The sequence below is a fragment of the Lentzea terrae genome (assembly GCF_003265345.1).
In the GTDB taxonomy this organism is placed as follows: Bacteria; Actinomycetota; Actinomycetes; order Mycobacteriales; family Pseudonocardiaceae; genus Lentzea; species Lentzea terrae.
Genome location: NZ_QFWW01000001.1, coordinates 375,745 through 388,029 on the forward strand (window position 1 = coordinate 375,745; position 12,285 = coordinate 388,029).

The following is a 12,285-nucleotide window of genomic DNA, read 5'->3' on the forward strand; positions in this document are numbered from 1 at the left end:
GTTGAAGTACGAGACCCCCCTCATACCGGCCATGACGTCCGCGTCCCTGCCCGAGCTCACTGGCAGGACCGGCTGACCTGCTTCGAACATAGCGGCGAGGTGGAACTTGTCAAGCCGCCCTGCATCGACGCCCAGGTCTGCCGAGCCGGCTTATTTACAGCTGGACACCGCCTGTGGTACCTGTGGAATGAGCCTCGGACGAATTGATCGGGGCCACCTGGGGGAAATAGTGTCTTTTCGAATGCCGAATTCACCGGGTAGAGTCCGCGCCCGACCGCCCGCAGCGCACTCCGCTTGGGCGGAGTTGCGCGCGTACAGCGACGTGTTCACCTGCTACAGCGCGGCCGTCGCGGCGGCCTTGGCGGTCACCGGACCCGACTGGCGCGACGCGATCGACCCGCGCCTGACCCTCACCCTGACCGACGAGCCGGACGGCCTGTTCGGATTCGTGCACTTCGCACCGGACTTCGGCGCACGCGCGCGCCTGGTCAGGGCAGGCACCGACTCGGCCGACGAGGCGGTCGGCCGGATCACCGCCGCGCTCGGTCGCGGCGAGCCGGTGGTGGTCGCGGGCGACACCCGGTGGCTGCCCTGGCAGGTCGGCCACGGAGGGGACCCCGCACCTCACTGGTTCACCGTGGTGGCCCACGACGAGGGCGTGGAGGTGCTGGACGCGTTGGCGATGCGCAACACCCGCGGAGAGCAGCGTCCCGTTCGGACGGTCGTGGACGACCTGCGCGGGCTGCTGCTCTCGGTTCCGGTGCACAACCCGGTGATCGCGCTGCGCGAGCGGTACGCGCTCGGTGACGATGCCGGCCCGATCACCCACCGGCACAGGTGGCTCGAGATCGGGGAACGACCCGCCGGCCCCGCGCCGGGCGGGTCCCGCGGGCCGGCCGCGCTGCGCACCCTGGCCCGGCACTTCCGCGACCACGCCACCGACCCGGACGCCTACCGCCAGGTGGACGACCTGTGGAGCGTCGGACGTCACCGCGCGTTCGCCGTGCGGCGGTGGACCGAGCTCGCCGACGACTGTCCCGCCGAGCGGGACCGGGTGCAGCGCTACGGCGACGACCTGCGACGGCTCTGGGCACAGGTCCCACCCAGGGCGATGTACGCGGCGACGAGTGGTGGCGCGGGCGCGGGCGTGTTGTCCGACCTGCTCGACGAGTTGGCCGACCTGGAGTCGGCGGCGGGCTGCGGAGAAGGCGTGGCGACTTGACCGACATCGAGCTGTCCGAGCGCGTCCGCACGCTGGCCGCCGAGGGCGGTTTCGCCGAGGCTTGGGCATACCTGCGCCCGGCGTTGCGGCTCGGCGGCGACTACGGGCTCTTCCGCCGGGCCGTGCGGCTGCTCGCCACCGCCGCCGGCCGGGGCTGGACACCCGGGTACCGCCGCGCGGCTCGGCTCGCCCTGGTCAGCACGTTCGAGACCGCCGAACTCGGCGAACTGCTGCCGGCCGCGGGTGCGATCCACGGCCTGCGGGTGGAGATGCACGTGCCGCCGTTCGGCCAGGTGGAACAGTGCCTGCTCGAGCCGGCCGGGCTCGCGGCCTTCGCGCCGACGCACGTCCTGCTCGCTCCCTGCACGCAAGACCTGGGGCTGTCGGACCTGGTGGAGAAGCCCGAGGCGGTCGTGGACGCGGTCGTGGCGCGGTGGACGGGCGCGTGGCGGCTGGTGGCGGAACTGGGCGCACGGCCCGTCCAGCTGCTGTTCGCCGTGCCGGACAGCGACGTCCTGGGCAACCTCGCTTCGACGATGCCCCGGTCGCGGACAACCGTGGTGCGGGAGATCAACCGCCGGCTGGCCGCCGCCGCGAGCCGGAGCCACGTGCTCGTCGTGGACGTCGACCGGATCGCGTCCGACCTGGGCAAGCGGACCTGGTTCGACCACCGGATCTGGCACGCCACCAGGCAACCCGCCGGGTACGAGGGCCTGGCCGCGACCGCACGGGAGATCGGTGCCGTGCTCGCGGCCGACGCGGGCCTGGGCTGCAAGTGCCTCGTGCTCGACCTGGACGGTTCGCTGTGGGGCGGAGTGGTCGGCGAGCTCGGCTGGGACGGTGTCGAAATCGGTCCGGGGAGTGCCAGGGGTGAGGCGTTCCGCGCGTTCCAGGAGTTCCTCGCCAGTCTCCGCGAACTGGGCGTGATGCTGGCGGTCAGTTCCAAGAACGACGGGGCGGCCGCACGGGAGCCGTTCGAGCGCAACCCCCACATGCGGTTGCGACTCGGCGACTTCGCGGCGTTCGTCGCGGACTGGCGGCCGAAATCCGAGCAGGTGCGGGACATCGTCGACGCGCTGGGCGTGTCACCGGAGGACGTCGTGCTGCTGGACGACAACCCGGCGGAGTGCCTCGAAGTGCGCCAGCGCCTGCCCGACGTCGGCACGGTGGTGCTGGCCGGTCCCATCGCGGACTTCCCCCGGCTCGTCGCCTCGTCCGTCCTGCTCGAACCGGTGTCCCGGACCGAGGAGGACACCGGCCGCGCCGCGTCCTACACCGCCCGCGGCCAGGCCGAGCGGCTGCGTGGCGCAGCGGCGTCCCTGCCTGAGTTCTGGCACTCGCTGGAGATGACCGCGCGGGTGCGGCCGGTGACCGAACGAACCGTCGAGCGGGCCGCGCAGCTCAGCCAGAAGACCAACCAGTTCAACCTGACGCTGCGCCGCCGCTCCCCCGCGGAGATCGACGCGCTGCGCCGCTCCGCGGACTGGACCTGCCTGACCATCGGCCTGGCCGACCGGTTCGCCGACCACGGCATCGTCGGACTCTGCCTGGCCGGCCCGGTGTCGGGTGGAGAACTGCCCATCGACACCCTGGTGCTGAGCTGTCGCGTGATCGGCCGCACGGCCGAACACCACCTGCTGGCCGCCCTGTCCCGGCAAGCCGCCGATGCCGGGATCCGCCGCCTGCGCGGCCACTACCGACCGGGACCGCGCAACGCGCTGGTCGCCGACCTCTACGACCGGCTCGGATTCCAGCGCGACGACGACGGCTGGTTCCTCGACCTCACCGGGACATCGCCCATCGACAGCCCCTACATCCGGGAGCAACCATGACCGCCCGACTCCAGGAGATCCTGATGGACCTGCTGGACCTCGACCACGAGCCGGCTGACACCGACGGGCGGCACACGATCGAGGACTGGAACTCGCTGGCACACGTGCGGATCGTGCACGCCTTGGAGTCCGAGTTCGACGTCCGCTTCCCCGACTGGGTGCTGACCGCGGACCGGGTCACGGTCGCCGAGTTGGCCGAGCTGATCGAGCCCGCGTGACCGGCACCGTCCGGTTCACCGACGCGGACGTCGCCGCGTTCGCCGACGCCTCCCACGACCACAACCCCCTGCACGTCGACCCGGCGTTCGCCCGCTCGACACCGTTCGGCCGGACGGTCGTGCACGGGGCACTGGCCGGGATCACCGCACTGCACCGGCTCGGTGCGGACATCCGCGGAACGCGCCTGCTCTTCCAGGAACCGGTGTTCACCGACGAGCCCTACACGGTCGTCCACGACGGCCGCCGGGTGTTCCTGCGCGGCCGAGGCCAAGTGGTGCTCAAGGCCGTGCCGCGCACCGGCACGCTGAGCCGTCCGCCGGCCGCGGCATCGATCACGCCCCTCCACGACCCGACCATCCGCACCCGACCGCGGGAACACGCGGAGATCACTCCAGGCATGGAGCTCACCGGCCGGTACGAACCCCGCTGGGACGGCTTGGCCGCTCTCACCGGGGGACCGACCACTCCCGCACACCTCGCGCTCGCCTTCGGCAGCTACGCGAGTGGCATGGTCTTACCGGGCCGCGACGGGGTCCTCGCCGAAATCGACCTCCGCCTCTACGCGCCACCATCGCCGCACCGGCCCCTCGGCTACCGGTTGCGGGTCGAGAACCACGACCCGCGAAGCCGCATCACCACCTGCTCGGCTGTTCTCACCGCCGAGGAGACACCGGTCGCCGAGCTCCGCCTGTGCTCCTTCGCCGGCCGCCGGGTCGAACGGCCCACGCTCGACCGCGTCGCGCGGTTCCTGCCACCGGGTTCCGGTCTGACCGGCCGGACCGTCCTGGTCGTGGGGTGCAGCCGGGGTTTCGGCGCGGCCCTGACACTGGCGCTGCTCAGCCAGGGCGCGGTCGTGCACGGCACCTACGCGAGTTCGCGCCCGGCCGCCGGCGCCGCCGGGCCACACGCCGATCGGCTGCGCCTGCACCAAGCCGACGCCACCGACCCAGCAGCCATGGCGAAGGTGCTGGAATCGATCACCGGCAACCTGACCGGCGTCGTTCTCAACGCCACTCCACCGCTGCGCCCGATCGCACTGTCATCCGAAGCGGCAGCCGACGCCAGGCACCACGCCGACCAGGCCATCGCCGCCGCCATGGTGCCCTTGAGCTGCGCGCTGCCCAAGCTGAACCGAACCGGCCACTGGGCCTTGTTCGTCTCGACCGAAGCCGTCACCGCACCGCCCGCGCACTGGCCCCACTACATCACGGCGAAAGCAGCCATCGAGGGCCTCGCGTCCTGGCTGGCCCACAACCACGCCGAGGTGGACACGGCCGTCCTGCGCCTCCCGCCGATGCGCACCGAACTGACCAACACCCCCACTGGTCATCTGAACGCCCGAGCACCCGAAGAGCTGGCCGCGGCCGTGGTGCGACGACTGCTCCGTCAGGACTGGCCAAGCACACCCTGGTCGTTCCCCGCCGAAGCCACGATCCGCTGAACCGCCGAGCAATCGGTGGCCTCCAGCACATCCAGGTAGTCCACTTCAAGGCCGTACTCCTTGAACACCCGAACGGCGAACACCGTGGCTTTGAAGGAATCCCCACCATTGGCCGTGAAACCGACGTCAAACCGGGCCTGTGCGCCAAGCACTTCCAACCACAGCGCGCGCAACCCGTCGACCGGACTCCCCATTGCGCCCCCTCGTTCCGGTCATCACCGGACAAGTCTGATTCAACCAGGAACGTGACACCGACGGCCAGTACGAATGCCGTGTGGTCAGGGGTCGGCTCTGGCGGTCAAGGCGGCGGGGAGCACCCCGCCTGAGCTCACCTGCCCTGGAGAGCGTCCTCCAGGCTGAAGTACAGCTCCAGCGTCTCGTTCAGCGTGGTGGCCCGCAACGCCCGCAGCACACTTCCGGCCGGAGAAACCAGCCGCAGCGGAGTGCCGCGATCGTCGCCGAGCAGGTGGTACTCCACGAGCACGGAGAGTCCGGCCGACGCGAAGAACTCCACGCGGCTCAGGTCCAGCACGACCGGCAGCCGCGTGTTGAACGCCGCTGCCAGCTGATCGCGCAGCAAGCCCGCGGTGTAGGAGTCGACCTCGCCCTCGGCGCGCAACACGACGGCGGTGTCGCGCCGCTCCGCCTCCACCTTCAACGTCGCCTCGTCCACGTCACGCCTCCCAGGCCTGCGTCAGCGCACGCCCGAACAGTTCGGACGGCTGGGCGCCGGCGACGGCGAGACGTTCGCCGACGACCACGAACGGAACACCGGAGACACCGAGCTCACGTGCGCGCGCTTCGTCGGCACGCACCTCGTCGGCGTAGCGGGCGGGATCGGTGAGAACGGCCTTGACGTCGACGGGGTCCAGTCCTGCCTCGGCGGCGATCTCGGACAGCGACTCGGCGGTGAACAACGTGCGCGCCCGGGCGAAGTTGGCGTGCAGCACGGCGTCGAGGACCTGCTGCTGGATGCCCCGCTCCCCCGCCAGGTGCAGCAGGCGGTGCACGTCGAACGTGTTGCCCACCTCGCGGTCCAGCCGGTACTCGAGGCCCTCGGCGCGTGCGAGGTCAGCGACGGAGTTCTCCATCTCGCCGGCCCGCGGCCCGAACTTGGCGGCGAGCATCTGCAGCACCGGCTCGACGGTGCTTCTGGCCGGATCCAGCTCGAACGCGCGGTGCACCACGGTGACCTCGGCGCGGTGCTCGAACCCGGCGAGCGCCTGCTCGAAGCGCGCCTTCCCGATGTAGCACCACGGGCAGATGACGTCAGACCAGAACTCGACCAGCATCGTCCGATCATCTCACGGACCCAACCTGCCCCGAAACGATAATCGTTGTCATGTAGGCTTCCGGTCCATGGCAGCACGCGTTGTATTCGTAGCCGGGTTCACCGACCACGACGTGGCCGACGAGCTCTGGCGGGCGTCACCGGAGTCAGTGCTGGTCAAGCACGATCTGAGCGATCTCGCCGAGGGTGTGGTGCGACGCTGGACGGACGGCAGGCTCACCGTGCTCGAACTGGCGCACGGGTGCGTGTCCTGCACTCTGCGCCTGGACCTCGTCCCGTTGCTCGAAGGGCTGGACGGCCCGGTGATCGTGCACCTGGACCCGGTGCTCGAACCGGAGGCCGTCTGCTTCGCGCTGAGCGAGACCGACGTCGAGATCGAGGCCGTGCTGACGGTGATCGACAGCGCGACGTGGCTGGAGGACGCGACCGGCGGTGACTCGCTCGCCGACCGCGGCATGCGCGCTGCTCCCGAAGACGACCGGACCGTGGCGCAGGTGGTGGTCGGGCAGGCGGAGTTCGCGGACGCGCTGGTCCTGACCGGCGAGGGCGACCCCGTGCTGGCCGCCGTGCTCGACCGCCTCACGCCGCACGCGCCACGCCGGTTGCTCGACGGACTGGACGTCACCGAGTTGCTCGCGGCGATTCCCGTCACCGCCCGGCGCGGTGAGATCGACGACGGTTTCGGGTCACTGCTCTACGGGCCACCGCCGCTGGAACCGGCGCACGGGGTGTCCGTCGTCCACTTCACCGAGCCGCGCCCGTTCCACCCCATGCGCTTGCACAACTCCATCGACGTGCTGCTCGACGGCGTGGTGCGGGTGCGCGGCCGGGTGTGGGTGGCGAGCCAGCCCGACGCGGCGCTGTGGCTCGAGTCCGCGGGTGCCGGGTTGCGCGTGGGCAACCTCGGGCCGTGGGAAGAGCACCGCCGCAGCCAGGAGGTCGTCGTGATCAGCACGTCCGCCGACGCCGCGGAGATCACCGCGGCACTGCGCGAGGCGCTCGTCACCGACGAGGAGCTCGCGCTGATCGAGGAGCTCGACTTCGCCGACCCGTTCGCCGACTGGCACGAAGAAGAACTGGAACTCTGATGCGCACACCCGTGACCGTGCTGTCCGGCTTTCTGGGCTCCGGCAAGACCACTCTGCTCAACCACGTGCTCGCCAACCGCGAAGGCAGGCGGGTGGCGGTGATCGTCAACGACATGAGCGAGGTCAACATCGACGCCGCCCTGGTCGCCGGCCAGGGCACGCTCGACCGCACCACCGAACGGCTCGTCGAGCTCACCAACGGCTGCATCTGCTGCACGTTGCGGGAGGACCTGCTCGACAGCGTCGGCGAACTCGCGCGCTCCGGCCGGTTCGACACGATCCTGATCGAGTCCACCGGCATCTCCGAGCCCATGCCGGTGGCCGCGACGTTCGACTGGACGTTCGAGGACGGCACGAGCCTCTCCGACCACGCGCGGCTCGACACGATGGTGACTCTTGTTGACGCGGCAGGTTTTCTGCGCGAGCTGACCACCGGCGACCGGCTGGACGAGCGCTCGCTGGCTGCCGCCGAGGAGGACGAGCGCACCATCTCCGACCTGCTCGTGGACCAGGTCGAGTTCGCCGACGTGCTGGTGGTGAACAAGACCGACCTCGTGACGGCCGAGCAGCTCGCGATGCTCGACGCCGTGCTGCGGCGCCTCAACCCCTCTGCGCGGTTGCTGCACACGCGGCAGGGCGTGGTCTCGCTGGCGGACGTGCTGGACACCGGCCGCTACGACCCGATCACCGCCGCGCAGGCGCCGGGCTGGGCACAGGAGCTGGCCGGCCGGCACACGCCGGAGACCGAGGAGTACGGGATCAGGTCGGTCACCTATCGCGCGTCCCGCCCGTTCCACCCCGCCCGGTTGATGGACGCGCTGGTGGACTGGGAAGGTGTGTTGCGCAGCAAGGGGTTCTGCCACATCGCGACACGGCCGGACGTGCTGGCGGTGTGGTCCCAGGCCGGGCCGAACCTGGTGCTGGAACCCGGTCAGCTGCTCGCCGACCCGCACGACGGTCACGACCTCGCCCTCGAACCGCGGCAGCCGCTCACCAATTCGCAAGCGCGGCAAGAACTCGTGTTCATCGGGGTCGACCTCGACGTGACCGAACCGGCGCGCCGCCTGGATCCCGCGCTGCTCACCGACTCCGAGCTCGCCGCCGGCCCGGAGGTGTGGCGTACGTTCGAGGATCCGTTGCCGGAGTGGGACTTCAGCGATCTGCACGATCACTCGTTCCCGAGGTGAGCCCGGCCGCGCACCCGGCCGGGCTCCACACCCTCAGTTGCCGATGCGCGCGCCGACGGCCTGCAGCGCCCTGGTGACGGGCTGGAAGAACGTCACACCACCCCTCCGGCAGTCACCGCTGCCGCCCGAGGTCAGGCCGATCGCGTCGCCGTTGCGGGCGAACATCGACCCGCCGCTGTCACCGCCTTCCGCGCACACGGTGGTCTGGATCAGGCCCGTCACGGCGCCCTCCGGGTAGTTCACGGTGGCGTTGAGGCCGGTGACGCGACCGGAGCGCAGACCGGTGGTGCTGCCCATGCGCTGCACCTGCTGGCCGACCCTGGCTTCCGCGGCGCGGCGGATCCGGACCTTGCCCCCGTTGCCGGTGTCGACCTCGCTGGGCGCGTTGGTGTTGCGGTTGTTGTAGGTGAGCAGGGCGAAGTCGCCGTTGCCGGGGAAGGTCGACTCGACGACGGTGGCCACCGGCCGTCCGCCTGCGGTCAAGGAGAACTGACGACCCGCCGCGGTGCAGTGACCCGCGGTGAGGATGGCCGGGCGGTTGTCGTCCGTGACGACGTTGAACCCGAGCGAGCACCGGCTCCCACCCGCGAAGATCGCGTCACCGCCCTCGGCGAACAGGCGGAAGTAGCCTGGCGAGCGTTGCAGGGTCGCGCGGTCGCCCATCGACTCCACTGTGGACACCAGGTTGTCCCAGCGAGCGCCGGTGACGGACTCGTCCGCGGTGACGATGACCTTGTTCCTGCTGGGGTCCACCGCCCACGCGGTGCCGGGCGTGGAAGCCTTCTCCCGCAACATCGCGGTGGCCTGGGCAGAGGTCAGTCGCTCGTCCGGTGCGGCCTGGCTCGCGGTGAAGGTCGTGGCGGTGATCGTCACCGCCACGAGCCCGATGGCCGCCGCGATCGTCTTGGCCCTGCGGTTGTCATCGTGATGTTTGCCCATGTGGTTGTGCCCTCTCGTGGGATTCGCGACTGCGTGAACAGTGAATCTCGTTGTGCGGCAACGGCAAGTTGCCGATCGTCTCGACCTGCGAGCCGGTCGTCCCTGCCGGTGGCCCGATCGTTTCGAGGATGCGGAAACGATGAACGTGCACCGATCAGGGCCGCGTACTCCGGGCCAGAAGGCACCGCAGCACGAGCGGGCCGGTTGGGAAAGGAAGCGGAAAATGGTGGAGTACAAGGCAAAGCAGGGCTTGGTCGTCGCGGTGCTGGCGGCGGCGGTGGGGTTCGGCGGTGCCGGGACGGCGCTCGCAGGTCCTTCGACCACAACAAGTCCGTCGAGCACGACGAGCTCCGCGCCCACGACGACTTCGGCACCTGCGGCGAGTTCGAACCAGCGGGCCGGTGCCTGCAACGCGCAGCAGAAGCAGCAGGCCCAGCAGGTCGCGAACAACGCGCGCAACCAGGCCGCGCGGACACAACGCGCAGCGAAGCGGGTGGCGAACACGGCCAAGCGCGTCCAGCAGGCGGCACAGCGGGCTCAGCAGCGTGCGAACCAGGCCAGGCAGGCGGCACAGGCGGCGGCGCAGAAGGCGCAGCAGTCCAGGCAGCAGGCTGACCAGAACCAGGCGAACCAGGCTCAGCAGAAGGCGCAGCAGGCCGCCGCGCAGGCGAACCGGGCCAGGCAGCAGGCTGCGGCGCAGGCGAACCGGGCAACGCAGGCCCGCAATGTCGTCGCCCAGCAGAACCAGCGGGCGAACCAGGCAGCCGCGGCGGCGCGCAGGTGTGGCGCGTAACTGCGGCGGTCGGAGAGGAGCCCAGGCACGGCGGTCCTGGGCTCCTTTTCCTGTGGCGCACGGGAGTCATCCCGCCGGCAGCAATCCGGCGTCATGGGCGATGATCGCCGCCTGCACCCGGTTGGCGCAGCCCAGCTTGGCGAGGATGCGGCTGACGTAGGTCTTCACGGTGCCCTCGCCCAGGTAGAGCAGCCGCGCGGCCTCCGCGTTGGAGGCACCGACACCGACCAGCACGAGGACGTCGCGCTCGCGTTCGTTCAACCGGTCCACCAGGCCCTGTGCCTTCGCAGAACGGCTGTCCGCCGGCACCACGTGCGTGGCGATGAGGTCCTTGGTGATCCGGGGCGAGAGGATGGCGCCGCCGTGCGCGGCCGCCCGCACGGCGTGGATCAGCTCCTGGGGACCGCTGTCCTTCAACAGGAATCCGGCCGCACCGGCGCGCAGCGCCCGCGTGATGTACTCCTGTTCGCCGAACGTGGTCAGCATGACGACCTTGACTCCCGGCGCGCGCTCGGCGAGCTGCTCCGCTGCGGTCAGACCGTCCGTTCCGGGCATGCGGATGTCCACCAGCGCGACGTCGACAGGAGTTTCGCAGGCCATCCGCACCGCCTCGGCGCCGTCGCCGGCCTCCGCCGTCACCTCGATGTCGTCCGCGTGCCGCAGCACCAACCGGACGCCTTCGCGCAGCAGCTGTTCGTCGTCCGCCAGCATCACCTTGATCATGGTCACACCCTCGGCAGAGCGAAGCGGGTCTTCTCCACGAGAAGGTCCCTCCGGAAGCAGTAGCGCTCGACCATGGCTGTCCCGTTCTCTTCGAAGTGGGTGTACGAGCAGTCGGCGCCCCTGGGCGGCAACGGTTCGACGCCGCGCGACGCCATGCGGGCGATCGGGCTGTCCAGTCCGACGTTCTGGGCCACCAGCTCACGCGTGCTGCCGAGCGCGAGGGTCTCGTACGGCGGCCGCGCGTCGAAGCCGCCGGGGACTGCGAACATCGCCGTGTTGAAGGTGACGACGAGAATCGCGACCGCGCCGATCAGCCCGGTCGCGAGCACCGCCGACATGCCGGCCCTGGCGAAGGTGTCCTCCGGCTGCTCCGTTCCGGCGTCCGCGGCGAGCGCCAGCGGGGCCGTCGCGGCGAGCGAGAGCTCGGCCGTGACGCGAAAGCCCCTGCCGGGCACGGGTCCTGCCGCGAAGGTGCCGCCGAGCAACCGGACCCGTTCCTGCACACCGGCGAGGCCGAGCCCGGTTCCCGGTGTCGCGCGGGCCCCGCGGCCGTCGTCGAACACGCCGACCCGGACGATGTCGTCTCCGTGCTCCACCACGACTTCCGCCGCTGCGCCCGGTGCGTGCCGGCAGACGTTGGTGAGTCCTTCGCGCACGATCCGGTGCACGGCCTGCCGCACGGGTCTGGCTACTTCGGACAGATCAGCGCCGGTCCAGCTGAGCGTCACCTGGACTCCGCCGGCCTGGGCCTGCCGCACCAGTTGGAAGATGTCGGCTCTCGTGCCGGTGTGGTCGGCCGGCTGGGTGGCCGCGGGCTCGGACTGGCGCAGGATGCCGAGGGTCGACCTCAGCTCGTCCATCGCGGTGCGCACGGTGGTTCTGATGAGTCGTGCCGGCTCACTCACGTGCTCGGGCGCGTCCATCTCCAGGCTGCCCGCGTACAGCGAGATCAGGCTGAGGCGGTGCCCGAGCAGGTCGTGCATCTCCTGCGCGATGCGGGACCGTTCCTGCAACCGCGCGGTCGAACCGGCGTACCGGGACTGCTCCCGCAGCGCGCCGATCAGCTGCTCCCGTTGCGCGAGCAGGGTTTGCACCACGACCGGCCCGGCCACGGTGACGAGCGCGGCGATGCCGAACTCGATGACGACGACCCGCCACTGGAAGCCGGAGCCGACCAGCCCGATCGTCAACGGCAGCAGCGCGGCCACCGTCAGCACGACCGCCCGCCACCGCAGCGGCCGCACCCGCGCGGCCACGCTGTAGGACGCCAGCGCCAGCGCGATGCCGGTCGCCGGATACCAGCCGAACAGCGCGGCCGCGACGAGCACCGCCCCCTCGGGCAGCTGGCGCCGGAGCACGACGGGCAGCACCGCGGCCACCGCGACCAGTGCTCCGACGGCCGGGTCGTCGCACGGAGCGGGGCCCCAGGCCACCGTCACGTACTGGGTCGCCGTGAACGTGACGCCGGCGACGAACACGAGCAGGGCCAGCTCGCGACCCAGTGCCACCACTCGCGGCGACGCCAGGGCGTGAACTGCGCTCATGTCTGG

13 protein-coding genes are annotated in these 12,285 nt (G+C 70.9%); 7 read left to right on the top strand and 6 right to left on the bottom strand.

Going from position 1 to position 12,285, the window contains the following annotated elements:
* The first annotated feature begins 304 nt into the window (after window positions 1–304).
* From DI276_RS01655 to DI276_RS01670, 4 genes are read left to right on the top strand one after another with little or no spacing between them, the layout of a single operon-like run.
* A complete protein-coding gene (locus tag DI276_RS01655) occupies window positions 305–1,222 on the top strand; it encodes a cysteine peptidase family C39 domain-containing protein (RefSeq protein WP_112261442.1) in 918 nt (305 codons plus the stop codon).
* On the top strand, window positions 1,219–3,054 hold the full coding sequence (locus tag DI276_RS01660) for an HAD-IIIC family phosphatase (RefSeq protein ID WP_112261443.1): 1,836 nt from the start codon (window positions 1,219–1,221) through the stop codon (window positions 3,052–3,054). Before DI276_RS01655 ends, DI276_RS01660 begins: the two co-directional genes overlap by 4 nt.
* On the top strand, window positions 3,051–3,272 hold the full coding sequence (locus DI276_RS01665; RefSeq protein WP_112261444.1) for an acyl carrier protein: 222 nt from the start codon (window positions 3,051–3,053) through the stop codon (window positions 3,270–3,272). The genes DI276_RS01660 and DI276_RS01665 overlap by 4 nt, the downstream gene beginning before the upstream one ends.
* Window positions 3,269–4,714, top strand: a complete 1,446-nt coding sequence (locus DI276_RS01670) for an SDR family NAD(P)-dependent oxidoreductase (protein ID WP_112261445.1) — start codon at window positions 3,269–3,271, stop codon at window positions 4,712–4,714. Before DI276_RS01665 ends, DI276_RS01670 begins: the two co-directional genes overlap by 4 nt.
* Here DI276_RS01670 and DI276_RS01675 read toward each other — a convergent pair.
* The 3 genes from DI276_RS01675 to DI276_RS01685 form a co-directional block, all read right to left on the bottom strand.
* Window positions 4,660–4,908, bottom strand: coding sequence for an acyl carrier protein (locus tag DI276_RS01675; protein WP_112261446.1), 249 nt, complete (start codon window positions 4,906–4,908; stop codon window positions 4,660–4,662). The two genes, DI276_RS01670 and DI276_RS01675, sit on opposite strands and share 55 nt — an antisense overlap.
* A 134-nt stretch (window positions 4,909–5,042) precedes the next feature.
* Window positions 5,043–5,387, bottom strand: a complete 345-nt coding sequence (locus DI276_RS01680) for an STAS domain-containing protein (RefSeq protein ID WP_112261447.1) — start codon at window positions 5,385–5,387, stop codon at window positions 5,043–5,045.
* Between the two features lies 1 nt (window position 5,388).
* Window positions 5,389–6,006, bottom strand: coding sequence for a DsbA family oxidoreductase (locus DI276_RS01685; protein WP_112261448.1), 618 nt, complete (start codon window positions 6,004–6,006; stop codon window positions 5,389–5,391).
* A 67-nt stretch (window positions 6,007–6,073) separates the two neighbouring features.
* On the opposite strand from DI276_RS01685, the gene DI276_RS01690 reads away from it, so the two are divergent.
* Window positions 6,074–7,093, top strand: a complete 1,020-nt coding sequence (locus DI276_RS01690) for a GTP-binding protein (RefSeq protein WP_112261449.1) — start codon at window positions 6,074–6,076, stop codon at window positions 7,091–7,093.
* On the top strand, window positions 7,093–8,280 hold the full coding sequence (locus DI276_RS01695) for a GTP-binding protein (RefSeq protein WP_112261450.1): 1,188 nt from the start codon (window positions 7,093–7,095) through the stop codon (window positions 8,278–8,280). The genes DI276_RS01690 and DI276_RS01695 overlap by 1 nt, the downstream gene beginning before the upstream one ends.
* Before the next feature lie 33 nt (window positions 8,281–8,313).
* Here the strand turns inward: DI276_RS01695 and DI276_RS01700 are convergent, their stop codons facing one another.
* On the bottom strand, window positions 8,314–9,219 hold the full coding sequence (locus tag DI276_RS01700; RefSeq protein WP_112261451.1) for a S1 family peptidase: 906 nt from the start codon (window positions 9,217–9,219) through the stop codon (window positions 8,314–8,316).
* Between the two features lie 223 nt (window positions 9,220–9,442).
* Here DI276_RS01700 and DI276_RS01705 point away from each other — a divergent pair, with 223 nt between their 5' ends.
* Window positions 9,443–10,012 carry a hypothetical protein gene (locus DI276_RS01705; RefSeq protein ID WP_112261452.1) on the top strand — a complete coding sequence of 190 codons (570 nt, stop codon included), beginning with the start codon at window positions 9,443–9,445 and terminating at the stop codon, window positions 10,010–10,012.
* A 66-nt stretch (window positions 10,013–10,078) separates the two neighbouring features.
* Here the strand turns inward: DI276_RS01705 and DI276_RS01710 are convergent, their stop codons facing one another.
* Window positions 10,079–10,735: a response regulator transcription factor gene (locus DI276_RS01710; RefSeq protein ID WP_112261453.1), complete on the bottom strand. Its 657-nt coding sequence runs from the start codon at window positions 10,733–10,735 to the stop codon at window positions 10,079–10,081.
* Window positions 10,736–10,737: 2 nt separating this feature from the next.
* Window positions 10,738–12,279 (bottom strand): sensor histidine kinase, encoded by a 1,542-nt coding sequence (locus DI276_RS01715; protein ID WP_157984459.1) that lies wholly within the window; start codon window positions 12,277–12,279, stop codon window positions 10,738–10,740.
* Between the last annotated feature and the right edge of the window lie 6 nt (window positions 12,280–12,285).